This window comes from Microlunatus ginsengisoli (genome assembly GCF_039537205.1).
In the GTDB taxonomy this organism is placed as follows: Bacteria; Actinomycetota; Actinomycetes; order Propionibacteriales; family Propionibacteriaceae; genus Microlunatus; species Microlunatus ginsengisoli.
Window position 1 is genome coordinate 38463 of the sequence record NZ_BAABAB010000016.1, and the last position, 15111, is coordinate 53573.

The 15111-nt window shown below is 69.3% G+C and carries 11 protein-coding genes; 7 read left to right on the top strand and 4 right to left on the bottom strand.

Annotated features, from left to right (window positions below):
* Positions 1-233: 233 nt before the first annotated feature.
* The 3 genes from ABD747_RS11690 to ngcE are packed head-to-tail and all read right to left on the bottom strand — an operon-like array spanning position 234 to position 3540.
* The gene (locus ABD747_RS11690) at positions 234-1130 is read right to left on the bottom strand and encodes a carbohydrate ABC transporter permease (RefSeq protein WP_344804625.1); all 897 of its coding nucleotides are present in this window, start codon (positions 1128-1130) and stop codon (positions 234-236) included.
* Positions 1127-2125: a carbohydrate ABC transporter permease gene (locus tag ABD747_RS11695; protein WP_344804627.1), complete on the bottom strand. Its 999-nt coding sequence runs from the start codon at positions 2123-2125 to the stop codon at positions 1127-1129. Before ABD747_RS11695 ends, ABD747_RS11690 begins: the two co-directional genes overlap by 4 nt.
* Positions 2122-3540 carry an N-acetylglucosamine/diacetylchitobiose ABC transporter substrate-binding protein gene (ngcE, locus tag ABD747_RS11700; protein WP_344804628.1) on the bottom strand — a complete coding sequence of 473 codons (1419 nt, stop codon included), beginning with the start codon at positions 3538-3540 and terminating at the stop codon, positions 2122-2124. Before ngcE ends, ABD747_RS11695 begins: the two co-directional genes overlap by 4 nt.
* A gap of 254 nt (positions 3541-3794) precedes the next feature.
* On the opposite strand from ngcE, the gene ABD747_RS11705 reads away from it, so the two are divergent.
* The 4 genes from ABD747_RS11705 to ABD747_RS11720 all read left to right on the top strand — a co-directional run bounded on the left by ABD747_RS11705 (position 3795) and on the right by ABD747_RS11720 (position 10473).
* Entirely contained in the window at positions 3795-4754 is a 960-nt protein-coding gene (locus tag ABD747_RS11705) for an N-acetylglucosamine kinase (RefSeq protein ID WP_344804630.1), read from the top strand.
* 165 nt (positions 4755-4919) lie between these two features.
* Positions 4920-8873: a multifunctional oxoglutarate decarboxylase/oxoglutarate dehydrogenase thiamine pyrophosphate-binding subunit/dihydrolipoyllysine-residue succinyltransferase subunit gene (locus ABD747_RS11710; RefSeq protein ID WP_344804632.1), complete on the top strand. Its 3954-nt coding sequence runs from the start codon at positions 4920-4922 to the stop codon at positions 8871-8873.
* A 19-nt stretch (positions 8874-8892) separates the two neighbouring features.
* A complete protein-coding gene (locus tag ABD747_RS11715; protein ID WP_344804634.1) occupies positions 8893-9072 on the top strand; it encodes a DUF6104 family protein in 180 nt (59 codons plus the stop codon).
* Between the two features lie 732 nt (positions 9073-9804).
* A complete protein-coding gene (locus tag ABD747_RS11720) occupies positions 9805-10473 on the top strand; it encodes an SPFH domain-containing protein (RefSeq protein WP_344804636.1) in 669 nt (222 codons plus the stop codon).
* Positions 10474-10661: 188 nt separating this feature from the next.
* Here ABD747_RS11720 and ABD747_RS11725 read toward each other — a convergent pair whose 3' ends face one another.
* Entirely contained in the window at positions 10662-11633 is a 972-nt protein-coding gene (locus tag ABD747_RS11725; protein WP_344804638.1) for a zinc-binding dehydrogenase, read from the bottom strand.
* Between the two features lie 163 nt (positions 11634-11796).
* On the opposite strand from ABD747_RS11725, the gene galK reads away from it, so the two are divergent.
* The 3 genes from galK to ABD747_RS11740 all read left to right on the top strand — a co-directional run bounded on the left by galK (position 11797) and on the right by ABD747_RS11740 (position 15096).
* Entirely contained in the window at positions 11797-12951 is a 1155-nt protein-coding gene (gene galK / locus ABD747_RS11730) for a galactokinase (protein ID WP_344804640.1), read from the top strand.
* 153 nt (positions 12952-13104) lie between these two features.
* Positions 13105-13986: an ABC transporter substrate-binding protein gene (locus ABD747_RS11735; protein ID WP_344804642.1), complete on the top strand. Its 882-nt coding sequence runs from the start codon at positions 13105-13107 to the stop codon at positions 13984-13986.
* 123 nt (positions 13987-14109) lie between these two features.
* Positions 14110-15096, top strand: a complete 987-nt coding sequence (locus tag ABD747_RS11740; protein ID WP_344804644.1) for an amino acid ABC transporter permease — start codon at positions 14110-14112, stop codon at positions 15094-15096.
* Positions 15097-15111: the final 15 nt, after the last annotated feature.

Genomic DNA, 15111 nt, shown 5'->3' on the forward strand with positions numbered 1-15111 from the left:
GCCCGACGCAGCTCCGCCCCGCACCGGCGCGCTATCACTGCGCGCAGGTGCAGTTCAGTCGACTTCGCGCGTCCAACCGCGACTCGCCGGGGAAGGCGCGCGAAGTCGCGTTGGCACGCGCGAAGTCGCGGTGGCAGCCGGCGGGAAATCGAGCCTGGGTCGTCTCGCCCGGCTGCAAGCACGGCCCAGCGCGCGGGGCAAGGGCTTGCTCGAGCGGAGCAAGCCAGCCCCCTCTACTTGTTCGTGCCCTGCGAGACCGAGCCCTGGAGCTGGCGCTGGAAGATGATGTAGACGATCAGCACCGGGGTCACCGTGATCACTACGGCGGCGAACAGCTGGCCGAAGTCGACCGCATAGCCGGCCTGCGAGGCGAAGGCCGCCATGCCCTGGGACAGCACGTAGTTGTCCACGTTCGTGTTCAGCGCCACCGGGATCAGGAACTGGTTCCACAGCCCGAGGAAGTTGAAGATGGCCACGGTGGTGAACCCCGTCCGCGCCATCGGCAGCATGATCCGGAAGAACGTCGCCCACTCCCCCGCACCGTCAATGGCGGCCGCCTCGGCGATCTCGTCCGGCAGCGCCTTGAAGAACGAGAACAGGAAGAACACGGTGAACGGCAGCGCGAATGCCACATAGGTGATGATCAGCCCGGGGAGCGTGTTGAGGATCCCGAAGTTCTTCAGCGTGAAGAACAGCGGCACGATGGCCAGGAAAATCGGGAACGTCAGGCCGGCCAGCATCAGGTAGTAGATGGCCCGGCTGCCGAAGAACCGGAAGCGGGCCAGCACATAGGAGCACATGGCGCCGAGGATCATCACGATCACCAGCGCCGAGCCGACCACGATGACGGTGTTGGCGAAGTAGTTGCCGATGCCGGCGGTCGTCCACGCCCCCGTGTAGTTCTCCAGGTGGAGTCCGTCCGGGAGCGAGAACGGGGACTGGAAGATCTGGCTGGTCGTCTTGAACGACGTCATCAGCGTCCACAGCATCGGCAGGATGACGATCGCCACCCAGACGATCAGCACCACGTGGGACACGCCGCCGAACACCTTGTCGCCGGGGGTCTCGGTCGTCTTGCGCGGCTCCTGCCCGGCCAGCGGGTCGACCTTGGCGGTCAACGTCGAGCTCATCGGGCGTCGTCCTTTCCACCGAGCAGCCGGCTCACCCCGAAGACAAGGCCGGCGAAGATCAGGGTGACGGCGGCGAGCACGACGCCCATGGCACAGGCGACCCCGAACTGGCCCTTGGTGAACGCGGTGGTGAACAGCTGCTGCGCCATCACCAGGGTCGAGTTGTTGGGTCCACCGCCCGGGTTCAGCGCGGCCATGTAGACGAACGCGTCCAGGGCGAGGATGCCGAGATAGATCCACGCGGTCTGCACCGTGTCGCGGATCATCGGCAGCGTCACGCTCAGCATGATCCGGAGCCGGCCGGCGCCGTCGACCCGGGCAGCCTCGTAGTACTCGGCCGGGATGCCCTTGATCGCGGCGACGAACAGCACCATGTAGAAGCCGACCATGCTCCACACGATGACGAAGATGGTCGCGGCCATCGCCGTCCGCTCGTCGCCGAGCCAGGGGAAGTCCTTGGCCCCGTCGAAGCCGAGGGCGACCAGGATGCCGTTCAGCAACCCGTTGCTCGGGTCGTAGATCAGGCTCCACATGATGCCGATCACGATGGCCGGGATGACGTAGGGGAAGAACGACACGGTCCGGTAGAAGCCGGAGGCCTTGAGGCCACGGGTCTGCCCGCGGCTGCTGCCGCTGACGGTGACCAGCGAGGCGAAGACGAAGGCGATCACGATGGTGACGAGCGGCAGCACCACGGCCAGCAGGATGTTGTTGCCCATCGCCGTCAGGAAGATGTCATCGGTGAAGATGCGCTTGAAGTTCGCCAGGCCGACGAAGTTCTGGGTCGGGCTGAAGCCGGACCAGTCGGTCAGCGCGTAGTAGCAGGCCTGGATGAACGGCGAGACCACGAAGACCAGATAGATCGCTAGCGGCAGCCCGAGGAAGACGACCATGAAGCTGATCCGGTCGAACGTGAGCTTCCGCCGGAGCCCGCCCCGTCGCCGGGCCGGGGCGAACTCGTCCCGGTCCGGCGACACGTTGAGCGTTGCGGTCACTTGATCTCGATCTTCTTCACCGAGCTGTCGTTCGCGACCTTGTCGGTGATCTCCTGGAGCTTCTTGGTGAGGTCGGCCACCGCCAGCTTGCCGTCGAGGAAGCTGTTCCAGACGACGAGCTGGTCGGTGTTCATACCGTAGTAGTCGACGAACTGCCAAGAGAAGATGTTCTGCCCGGCTGCCTCCAGCATCTTGGACTGAGACACCAGGGCGGTGGAGCCGAACCCGTCCTCGGGCACCGTGCCCTTGACCACGGTCGGGGCCAGCTTCGTCTTGGCGAAGTTGGTCGCCGCGTCCTTGGACAGCATCACCCGGAGCAGCTCCTTGCCGCCGGCCATGTTCTTGCCCTGGGTCGGCACGACGAAGGGCTCGCCGGCCGCGCTGTGCAGCGCCTCGTACGGCATCTTGCTGCCGCTGGTCGCCGTCGGCTCGGGCGCGCCGGTCATCTTGAAGCCGTCCTTGGTCTGCTTCTTCATCTCGTTCTCGATCCAGCTACCCGACGGATAGAGGATCGCGTCCTGGTCGTTGCTCCACTGCGCCTGGGCGGCGGTGAACTGGGTGCCCGAGCCGCCCGGCTTGAACATGCCCGCATCGATGATCTTCTTCATCGCGGTGAACACCGACTGGACGGCCGGCTGCGACCAGCTGTCCGGCTTCAGGTTCTCCAGGGACAGCCGGACCTCGTCGCCGCCCTCCTTGATGGCCGAGGCGATAGCCAGGGTCTGGTAGTAGGTCGCGGCCTCCTTGCCCCAGACGAACAGGTACTTGCCCTTGTCCTTGGCTTTCTGGCCCAGCGCGTACGCCTCGTCCCAGGTCTTCGGCGGGGTCCAGCCGTTCTGCTCGAACAGCGACGCCGAGTACCACAGCGCGTAGACGGTCAGCGCGTAGTTGATGGCGGCCAGCTTGCCCGAGTAGGTGCCCGGCTCGAGCACCCCGCCGAACAGCGTGTCGCGGATCTTGGTGCCCTCGAGGTTGTTCGCGTCGATGACGCTGGTCAGGTCCTCGAGCTGGTCGATGATGGTGTTGACGCCGATCGCGCCCGCACCCGAGTTGTCGATCATGTCCGGCGGGTTGCCGGCCACGAACCGCGGCTGCAGCTCCTGGGCGATCTTCGTCGACGGCGAGACCTTGACGGTCACCCCGGAGTGGACCTGCTGCATCTTGTCGGCCGCGAACTGCACGTAGTCGATGCCGTAGCCGCCGTTGAAGATGACCGCGTCGACCGTGCTGTTGGCCGCCACGCCGAACGGGTTGTCAGCGGAGACCGAACCGGCGGCGGAGCTGGCGCCGCTGCTGGACGAGCCGCCGCCCGCCGCGCACGAGGCCAGTGCCCCGCCGAGCGGAGCAACCGCAGCCGCAGCCAGGGCGAACCGCAGGAACTGTCGGCGCGCCAGCGGTTTTGAGTCCATCGTCATGGTCGTTGTGCCTTCCTCGTCGGTGCGGACGCCCGCACGCGTACTGTCTGGGCTCGCTCGGTGGGTCGCCCAAGGGTGATATGTGTGAACCGGAAGAGGAACGATCCTCCGCAGCCCTTGGTGCCCCCTCCCTTTGGTCTACACCACACCATACGGGAGAGTGCCCACTTTTCTCACTATCTAGGCCGGAAAATGCACAAACTTGCAACATTGCGCCCCGTAGCGGCCGGATCGCCCGATCCGGAGATGTACTCGTGAGTAACTTGTCCGGCCCGGAGCACGGCCTGGTGGTCGGCGCGGACATCGGGGGTACGTCCACCCGGGTCGCCGTGGCCGACACCTCGGGCCGGGTGCTCGCCCGCGCCGACGGCGGTCCCGGCAGCCCGGTGGGAGTCGGCCTGGACCGGTCGGCGGCCGAGATCCGCGCGGTGGTCGATCGGGCGCTCGCCATCGTCGCGGCGGACGGGGCCGCGGCCGAGGTGCGCGCGTACGTCCTCGGCATGGCCGGCGGCTCGCAGGCCAAGGACAACCCGGCCTTCGCTGCCGCGATCACCCCGGACCGGATCGCCGCTTCGCCGTGGCTGGTCTCCGACCTGGCCGTCGCGTTCTGCTCCGCGACGTCGGCCGAGGAGGGGTACGTCCTGATCGGGGGCACCGGAGCCGTCGCCGGCCGGGTGGTCGGCGCGGACGTGGTGGCCTGGTCGGACGGGATGGGCTGGCTGCTCGGCGACATCGGCTCCGGCTTCTGGCTGGGCCGCGAGGCGGTCCGGCGCACGCTGCTCGCCCTGCAGTCGGGGGCCGCGCTGTCGCCGCTGAACCGGGCCGTGGTCGCCGCCGCCGGGAGTGCCGACTACACGACGCTGGTCAGCCGCTGCTACGCCGAGCGGCCGACCGCGCTCGGCCGGTTCGCTCCCCTGGTCAGTGCGCACGTGGCGGACAGCCCCGAAGCGCCGGCCATCGTCGCGGAGGCGGCCAGCGCGCTCGCCGCGACACTGCTCGCGCTGGCGGTCGAGCCCGGGCTGCCGATCGTGCTCGGCGGCTCGCTGCTCGCCGGGCCCACACCGATCGCCGCCGGCGTCCGGGAACGGCTGGCCGAGCTGTCCAACCCGGTGCTCCCGGCCGGCCCGGGTGCGCTCGGCGCCTGCTGGCTGGGACTGCGATCGATCGGGGTCGCGAGCCGGGAGGTGCACGACCGGTTGGCGAGCCGCCGGTGACTGTCGGCACACAAGGTCGTACCAGGTGGGTTCCTGGTCGTCGTTCTTGGGTAGCCTGACAGTCGGCGGGCGCTGGCGCCCGCCCCGAGGTGCGAGTCGGCGCACCAGCTGGGTGCGGCCGACGAGCCACCGATCGACAACCGTTTGCGATGGAAGAAGGCGAGAGTGGCCACCGTGCCCGAATCCCAGCCCGGCTCGAGTCCTGTCACAGATGACAGTGACTTCGGCGCCAACGACTGGCTGCTGGAGGAGATGTACGAGCAGTATCGCAACGACCCGAACTCGGTCGACGCGGTCTGGGCAGAGTACTTCGCCACGCACAGCGGCCCGAACGGCGCGGCGCCGGCGAAGAGCACCGGCCGCAACGGGTCGGGAGGTTCCGCCGCCGCGGCGCGAGCCGGCCGGCCGGCCGATGCCCCCACCCAATCGAGCTCCACCCAGTCCAGCCCCACCCAGTCCAGCCCCACCCAGTCCAGCCCCGCCCGGCCGAGCTCCGCCCGACCGGCGCACGCCGGTCCCGCCCCGGCTCCCGCCCAGACCCCGGCTCAGCCGGCGCCGGCTGCGTCCCCGGCCGCGTCGAAGCCGGCTCCCGCGAAGGCCGACGAGACCCCGGCGCCGACCAGCCGGCGGACTCCAACGGTGGAGCGGCCGCTGCCCAGCAAGGAGTCACGTCCGGTCAGCCCCGGCGGCCGTGGCGGCGTGCCGGCCGATCCGCCGAACCCGTCCAACCGGCCGAGCGTGAATCTCGAGGAGCCGGTCCGGACCACGCTGCGCGGAGCGCCCGCGCGGACCGCGAAGAACATGGACGTCTCGCTGACCGTGCCGACGGCCACCAGCGTCCGCTCGCTGCCGGTGAAGCTGCTGATCGACCAGCGGGTTGTGATCAACAACCATCTGCGCCGGGCGCGCGGCGGCAAGGTCTCCTATACCCACATCATCGGCTACGCGATGGTGCAGGCGCTGAAGTCGGTGCCGGCGATGAACAACGGCTACGACGTCGTGAACGGCAAGCCGACCATGGTCGAGCCGCGCCACGTGAACCTGGGCCTGGCCATCGACCTGCCCAAGCCGGACGGCACCCGGCAGCTGCTGGTGCCGAGCATCAAGAGCTGTGAGTCCCTGGACTTCGCCCAGTTCTGGGCCGCGTACGAGGAGATGGTGAAGAAGGCGCGCTCCGGCTCGCTGACGGTGGAGGACTTCGCCGGCACCACCATCACCCTGACCAACCCGGGCACCATCGGCACCAACCACTCGGTGCCGAGGCTGATGCAGGGCCAGGGCGCGATCATCGGCGTCGGATCGATGGAGTATCCGCCGGAGTTCCAGGGGTCCGACCCGGACAAGCTGTCGCAGCTCAGCGTCAGCAAGATCATGACGCTGACCTCGACGTACGACCACCGGGTGATCCAGGGCGCCCAGTCGGGTCAGTACCTGGCCCGGTTGCACGCGCTGCTGCTCGGCGAGGACGGCTTCTACGACGACGTGTTCGGTGCCCTGCGGATCCCGTACGAGCCGATCCGCTGGGCGCAGGACGTCAGCTCCGACCACGAGGACCAGGTTCCCAAGCAGGCCCGGATCATGGAGATGATCAACTCCTACCGGGTCCGCGGCCACCTGATGGCCGACACCGACCCGCTGGAGTACCGCCAGCGCAGCCACCACGACCTCGACGTGCAGAGCCACGGGCTGACCCTGTGGGATCTGGACCGCGAGTTCGCCACCGGCAGCTTCGCCGGCGGCCAGGGCCTGATGAAGATGCGCAAGATCCTCGGCATCCTGCGCGACTCGTACTGCCGCACGATCGGCATCGAGTACATGCACATCCAGGAGCCCTCGCAGCGCAAGTGGATCCAGGACCGGGTGGAGCGGCCGCACGAGTCACTGCCGCGCGAGGAGCACCTGCGGATCCTGGAGAAGCTGAACTCCGCGGAAGTGTTCGAGACGTTCCTGCAGACGAAGTTCGTCGGCCAGAAGCGGTTCTCGCTGGAGGGCGGCGAGTCCGCGATCGCGCTGCTGGACGAGGTCTGCGAGCAGGCCGCCGACGGCGGGCTGGAGGAGGTCTGCATCGGCATGCCGCACCGCGGCCGGCTGAACGTGCTCGCCAACATCGTGGGCAAGAGCTACGCCCAGATCTTCCGCGAGTTCGAGGGCAACATCGACCCGCGCACCGTCCAGGGCTCCGGCGACGTGAAATATCACCTGGGCGCCGAGGGCCAGTTCACATCGCTGGCCGGTGCCACCATCAAGACCTCCGTGGCCGCGAACCCGAGCCACCTGGAGGCGGTCAACCCGGTGCTCGAGGGCATCGCCCGGGCCAAGCAGGACATCCTCGACCGGGGCGAGGAGTTCCCGGTGCTGCCGGTGCTGATGCACGGCGACGCCGCGTTCGCCGGGCAGGGTGTGGTCGCGGAGACGCTGAACCTGTCGCAGCTGCGCGGCTACCGCACCGGCGGCACGATCCACATCATCGTGAACAACCAGGTCGGCTTCACCACGTCGCCGACCGAGTCGCGCTCGTCGATGTACTGCACCGACGTGGCCCGGATGATCCAGGCGCCGATCTTCCACGTGAACGGTGACGATCCGGAGGCCTGTATCCGGGTCGCCCGGCTTGCCTACGCGTTCCGCCAGGAGTTCAACAAGGACGTCGTCGTCGACATCGTCTGCTACCGCCGTCGCGGGCACAACGAGGGCGACGATCCGAGCTTCACCCAGCCGCGGATGTACGACCTGATCGAGAAGAAGCGCTCGGTGCGCAAGCTCTACACCGAGGCGCTGATCGGGCGTGGCGACATCACGATCGAGGACGCCGAGGAGGTCATGACCCGGTTCCAGCAGCGGCTGGAGGGCGTCTTCAAGGAGGTCCGCGACCCGGAGCTGCCGGCCAGGGATCCGTACTACAACCGGGTGCCGGACTATCCGAGCAAGGCGGCCGCGAAGCACGGCACGGCCATCACGATCGAGACGCTGAAGCGGATCGCGGACGTCCACACCACCTTCCCGGACGGCTTCAGCGTCCACCCGAAGGTGATGCCGCAGCTGCAGCGCCGGGCAGCGGCGATCACGCAGGGCCCGATCGACTGGGCCACCGGCGAGATCCTCGCCTTCGGCTCGCTGTTGATGGAGGGCCGGACGGTGCGGCTGACCGGCCAGGACAGCCGGCGGGGCACCTTCGTCCAGCGCTTCGCCGCGATCGTCGACCGCGTCACCGGCGAGTCCTGGGTGCCGCTGAAGCACCTCGACGAGGAGCAGGGCAAGTTCCACATCTACGACTCGCTCCTCAGCGAGTACGCGGCGATGGGCTTCGACTACGGCTACTCGGTCGCCCGGCCCGAAGCACTCGTGCTGTGGGAGGCCCAGTTCGGCGACTTCGCCAACGGCGCGCAGACGATCATCGACGAGTTCATCTCCTCCGGTCAGGCGAAGTGGACGCAGAAGTCCGGGGTCGTGCTGCTGCTGCCGCACGGGTACGAGGGCCAGGGTCCGGACCACTCGTCCGGCCGGATCGAGCGCTGGCTGCAGCTCGCGGCCGAGGACTCTATCGCCGTCGCCCAGCCGTCGACGCCGGCCAGCCACTTCCACCTGCTGCGCAAGCACGCGCTGGACGCCCGGCACCGGCCGCTGGTCATCTTCACCCCGAAGTCGATGCTGCGGAACAAGGCGGCGGTCTCCCAGCCGTCGGACTTCACCAACGGCGCTTGGCACCCGGTGATCAGCGACTCCTCCATCGAGGACCGCGAGAAGGTGACCCACGTCGTGCTCTGCTCCGGCAAGGTGCGCTGGGACCTGGTGAACGGACGCTCGCACGCCGGCAAGACCGAGACGACGGCGATCGTCCCGGTCGAGCGGCTGTATCCGGTTCCCGGCAAGGAACTCGCCGACGAGCTGGCGAAGTATCCGAACGCGAACGACTTCCGCTGGGTCCAGGACGAGCCGCTCAATCAGGGTGCCTGGTCGTTCATGGCGCTGAACCTGCCGAGCATCTTGAGGGGCCAACTGCCCGGTATCGACATCGAGCTGACCCCGATCACCCGGCCAGCGTCGTCGGCGCCGTCGGTCGGCTCGGCGAAGGTGCACGAGCAGCAGCAGCGGGCGCTGGTCGAGGCTGCGTTCGCCTGATCGCCGACCGGTCAGACCGATGTATTTCACCGATCGCGGCATCGAGGAGCTGGAGGCACGCCGGGGTGGCGACGAGGTCACCCTGGCCTGGCTCGCCGACCAGCTGCGGACGTTCGTCGACCTGAATCCCGAGTTCGAGACGCCGATCGAGCGGCTCGCCACCTGGCTCGCCCGGCTCGACGACCCCGACGACGACTGACCCGGACGGCGACTGACCAGACGGCGACTGACCAGACGGCGACTGACCAGACGACGACTGACCAGACGACGACTGACCAGACGACGACTGACCAGACGACGACTGACCAGACGACGACTGACCAGACGACGACTGACCAGACGACGACTGACCAGACGACGACTGACCCACGACGACGACGGACCGCGGTCCCCTGCCCCTCCGGTCCCCTGCCCCTCCGGTCCCCTGCCCCTCCGGTCCCCTGCCCCTCCGGACGGGCGCTGCCGCCTCTCCATCACTTCGCACGTTCAACCGCGACTTCGCTCGCCCTCGACGGTGAGCTAAGTCGCGCTGGGGTGAGCGAAGTCGCCCGGGGCGGCGTCGAGTGCGACGTGAGGGCCCGATGGGGGCGATCTGGTCGGGAGATCGCCCGGCTTCGGCCGATGGCGGCGGGCCGAAAACCGGTGGCGGGCGGTCCGCGCGATCCCTAGGGTTCTGACTGCCCGGATCAGCGGTGACGGCCGGCGTACCGGTCCAGATGCCGCGCGTCGTACCCGGGCACGCAGCTCGCAAGGCTGCCGGAACAAGTGGTTCTACTCCTCCTTTGGGCGTCGTCCGAACGGCCTGCCCAGCGGGGCGCTCTGCGACGCCGCACGGTCAGGACGACGTGGGTCGTCCCGCGCTCCGTTGAGCCGGTCGGGCGGCGCCCGTCGGGGAGAGGCACACACGCCCGGATGACGGGAGGAGGTCGGGATGGGAGTGTTCGACATCGTGGTCGGTCGCCACGAGCAGGTGCTGGTGATCCGTGACGGGGAGGTCGTGACCGTGCTCGGTCCCGGCCGGTATCGCCGCCGGCGCCGGACGGCGTACGAGCGGGTGGACGTGCGCGAGCGCGTCACCGGGATCGGCGCGCAGGAGATTCTGACCGCGGACGGGGTCAGCGTGAAGGTGACCGCGTCGCTGCGCTGGAGCGTGCTCGATCCGCTGGCCTACACCGCGGTGACCGACGCCGAGGCCGTGGTCTATCTGGCCGTCCAGATCGCGCTGCGGGAGGAGCTTGCGGGCCGGGAGGCCGGTGAGCTGATCCGCTCGGGACGCCGCGAGTCAGCGCCGGCGCTGCTGGCGGCCGCCCGCTCGGCGGCGGTCTCCGTCGGCATCGACGTCGTCGACGTCGTGGTCAAGGACGTCGTGCTGCCGGCCGAGCTGCGGGCCGCGTACGCCGAACTCGTGTCCGCCCGGCAGCGTGGTCTGGCCCAGCTGGAGACCGCGCGGGCGGAGAGCGCCGCGCTGCGGTCGATGGCCAACGCGGCGAAGCTGCTGGACGACCACCCGGCCCTGGCTCGGCTCCGGCTGGTCCAGGCGGCGACGTACGGCAGCAAGCTGGTCCTCGACGACGGCGCGCGGCGCGACCCCGACCGCTGACCGACGCCCAGCTTCCCGCCTCCCCGCCTTCCTAGGCTCCCCGCCTCCGGGGCTCCCCGCCTCCCGGGCTCCCCCGGAAACTGTGCAGTTCTCGCAGTCCGCACCGGCGTGTCGCTGCAAGACGCGCACAGTTTCCGGAGGGGGATCGGGCGGGCGCGGGGAGCGGGGATGGGCGGGGACCGGGCGGGTCAGGGTTCGAGGACGATCTTGCCGAACAGGTCGCCGTCGATCATGGCGGCGAAGCCGTCGGCGGCGTCAGCCAGCGGCAGGGTGCGATCGATCACCGGACGTACTCCGGTGGCGACCAGGAAGCGCAGCAGCCGCTCGAACTCCGCCCGGGTGCCCATCGTGCTGCCGATCACCCGCAGGGGCCGGAAGAAGATCTTGGTCAGCTCGGCGTTGGGCAGGTCCGGGCCGGAGGTGGTGCCCACCGTCACCAGCCGGCCGCCGGGCCGCAGCGAGTTGATCGAGTGCGACCAGGTCGCCGCACCGACGCTGTCCAGCACCGCGTCGACCCGGTCCGGGAGGCGCTCACCCGACGCGAACCCGGCGTGCGCGCCGAGCGCGACCGCCCGCTCGGCCCGCTCCGGCGTGCGCGAGGTGACCCAGACGCGGAGCCCCGCGGCCCGGGCGAGACTCACCGCAGCGGTGGCGAAGCCCCCGCCGGCACCCTGCACCAGCACGGTGTCGCCCGGGCGGAGGTCCGCGGAGGTGAACAGTGCGCGGTACGCCGTCAGCCAGGCGGTCGGCAGGCACGCGGCCTCGGCGAAGGAGAGCTCGGCCGGCTTGGCCACCACGTTGCGCGCCGGCGCCCGGACGGCCTCGGCCAGCGTGCCCGGATAGCGCTCCGAGAGCAGCGAGCGGCGCGGGTCGTAGGTCTCGTCGTCGCCGCCGAACAACGGGTCGCCGACCACCGGATAGACCACGACCTCGCGGCCGTCGGACGTGACCCCGGCGGCGTCGCAGCCCAGGATCATCGGTAGTCGGTCGGCAGGCAGGCCCACGCCGCGCAGCGAGAACACGTCGTGATGGTTCAGCGCCGCCGCCCGGACACTGACCTCGATCCAGCCGTCAGGCACCGCCGGCGGCTCGATCTGGTCGACCCTAAGCGCCTCGAGTGGATCGTCGGCGTCGGCGGTGACGGCATACGCGGCGAGCATGGCTGGATTCTAGGTTTCGCGCTCGACCCGAGAATCCGCCCCTCGTCGACCAGGCCGGCACTGCCCGCCGCGTATGCCACCCGGCGGGCTCCTGCCGAGGGACGGATTCTCGGGTTGATTGCTCGCGAACGATCCACGCAGCGGCCGCCGATAGAGTGCACGAATGACCGATGCCCGCGCCGACGCCGTCGCCGACTCGTTCCAGGAGATCATCGGAGCCGCACCGGCGGGCGTGTGGGCCGCGCCCGGACGGGCGAACCTGATCGGCGAGCACACCGACTACAACGACGGCTTCGTGATGCCGTTCGCGCTGGAGCAGCGGATCACCGTCGCGGGCGCGCCGCGCGGCGAGCGGACCTGGTCGGTCACGTCGGTGAACAACGACGACACCCAGAGCTTCGGACCGGACGACCTGGTGCCCGGGATGAGCGGCTGGCAGTCGTACGTGGCCGGCGTGGTCTGGGCGCTGGAGCAGGACGGCCACGACGTCCGCGGCGCCGATCTGGTGCTGTCCTCCGACGTACCGCTGGGTGCGGGGCTGTCTTCGTCGGCGGCGCTGGAGTGCGCGACGCTGACCGTGCTGGCCGACCTGAGCGGCCTGGAGATCGAGCCGATGGCGCGGGCCCGGCTGGCCCGGCGCGCGGAGAACGAGTTCGTCGGCGCGCCGACCGGCCTGATGGACCAGGCGGCCTCCACCCTGTGCCGGGCCGAGCACGCGCTGTTCCTGGACTGCCGCAGCTTCGAGACCCGGCACGTCCCGCTTGACCTGGCCTCGGCGGGCCTGGAGATCCTGGTGCTCGACACCCGGACCCCGCACGCGCTGGTCGACAGCGAGTACGCCACCCGCCGGGCCAGCTGCGAGGCGGCAGCCCGGATCCTCGGTGTCTCCGCGCTGCGCGACGTCGACGCGGCGGGTTTGGATGACGCGCTCGGCCGGCTGGACGACGACGTGATGCGCCGCCGGGTGCGGCACGTGGTGACCGAGAACGCCCGGGTGCTGGCCGCCGTCGAGGTGCTCGGTGAGGGCCGCATCGCCGACCTCGCTCCCCTGCTCGACGCTTCCCACGCTTCCATGCGAGACGACTTCGAGATCACCGTGCCGACCGTCGACCTGGCGGTCGAAACCGCCCGGGCGGCCGGCGCGCTCGGCGCCCGGATGACCGGCGGCGGGTTCGGTGGCTGCATCATCGCGCTGGTGCCCGCCGGGACCTCCGACGCCGTCGCCGAGCAGATCGGCCGCGCATTCGCGGACGCCGGATTCGGGGCGCCCGCGCATTTCGTCGGGATCCCGTCGCCTGGCGCCCGCCGGCTGGGCTGACCATCACGCCTTCGTACCAGTCCCATTACATAGCGCTAGATCGACGGTTAGCCGTTGTTTGCGTGCAAGTATCTGATCTAGACGGCAGCGTCGGCGGCGATGTGCGTGCCCGACCTGCTCCAGCGGAAAAAGATTCGTCCTTGGAGGAATGACGTGAAACTCAGAGTCAAGGCAGCCCTCGCCGCCGCCGCGATCGGCGCGCTCGTGCTGAGCGCCTGCGGATCCAACTCGTTGAGCGGTGGCGACGCCTCGCCCGCCCCGAGTGTGTCTGTGAGCGCCAATGCCGACCTCAACGCGAAGCTGCCGGAGAAGATCCGCAGCGCCGGCAAGATCGTGGTCGGCACGGACGCGAGCTATGCGCCCAACCAGTTCACCGAGGGCGACAAGATCGTCGGTAGCGAGGTGGACCTGTTCGACGCCGTGGCCAAGAAGCTCGGCGTCACCGCGGAGTGGCAGAACGCGCCGTTCGGCAGCCTGATCCCGGGCGTGACCAGCAGCAAGTACGACATGGCGGTGTCCTCCTTCACCATCAACCCGGATCGGCTCAAGCAGGTCCTGATGGTCAGCTACTTCTCCGCCGGCACCCAGTGGGCTACCGCGGCCGGCAACCCCGCCGGCGTCGACCCCAACAACCCGTGCGGCAAGACGGTCGCCGTCCAGGCCAACACCGTTCAGGACCAGGAGGATCTGCCGGCCCGGCAGAAGAAGTGCGGGTCGAACCCGATCAAGATCCAGAAGTACGCCGGCCAGGACACCGCGACCGCCGCGGTGGCCACCGGCAAGGCGGACGCGATGCTGGCCGACTCGCCGGTGACGGCGTACGCGGTGTCCAAGTCGGGCGGCAAGCTCGAGCTGCTGGGCGACGTGTACGACGCCGCCCCGTACGGCGTCGTGGTGTCGAAGGACAACCAGCAGCTCGCCGACGCGGTCGCGGAGGCGCTGAAGGCCATGAAGGAGGACGGCAGCTACGAGAAGATCCTCAAGGCCTGGGGCACCGAGGGCGGCGCCGTCGACACCTTCGAGGTCAAGCAGTGACCACGGTCGCGCTCCGCGCTCCCCGGTCATGAACTCCGCCAGGTCTCGCGCGCTCGTCGTGTTCTGTGCCGACGAAACGCGTGTCGGCACAGAACATTTCTGCACTCGCGAGAGGCTCCGCTCATGACCGAGCCGGCGACCCAAACACAGACCGTCGAGGAACAGGACCGGCCCGGCATCATCGATGCCGTGCCGGTCCGGCATCCGTGGCGCTACGTCGCGATCGCCGTGCTGGCGGTGCTGGCCCTGATGTTCCTGCACCTGCTGCTGTTCAACCCGGCCTTCAACTGGCCCTTCGTCTTCGAGGCGATGAACCAGCAGGTGGTGATCCAGGGCTTCATCAAGGGCACCTTGATGTGCACGGTGCTGGCGATGTTCTTCGGTGTCATCGGCGGCGTGATCCTGGCCATCATGCGGCTGTCCACCAACCCCATCCTGCGTGGGGTGTCGTGGCTCTACACCTGGTTCTTCCGGGCCATCCCGCGACTGGTGCTGCTGACCATCATGGGCGTGCTCGGCATCTTGTTCCCGCTGAGCAAGGGCGGGCTGAGCATCGGCGTGCCGTTCGACTGGGTGTTCATCAAGTGGCTCGGGCTGTCCGGTGACTGGCGTTTCTACAGCGTCGACGCCAACACGCTGTTCTCGGGGTTCGTCGGGGCCATCGTCGGCCTGGCGGCCTCGGAGGCGGCCTACATGGCCGAGATCGCGCGCGCCGGCATCAACAGCGTGGACAAGGGGCAGATGGAGGCCGCCCAGGCGGTCGGGATGAGCCGCAGTCTGGCCATGCGCCGGATCGTGCTGCCGCAGGCGATGCGGGTGATCGTGCCGCCGACCGGCAACGAGACCATCGCGATGCTGAAGGACACCTCGCTGCTGATCGCGCTGCCGCTGTCGACGGAGATGTTCTTCCAGCTCTCCCAGATCGGCGCCCGGACGTTCCAGCTGTTCCCGGTCTTCGTGGCCGCAACGCTGTACTACCTCATCGCGACCAGCATCTTGATGATCGGCCAGGCCTACCTGGAGAAGCGGTTCGGCCGCGGCTTCGGCACCAAGGTGAAGTCGGACAAGGACAAGGCCGCGGCCGGGCTGCAGGCGGGAGGTGCGAAGTGAGCACCGACACGACCT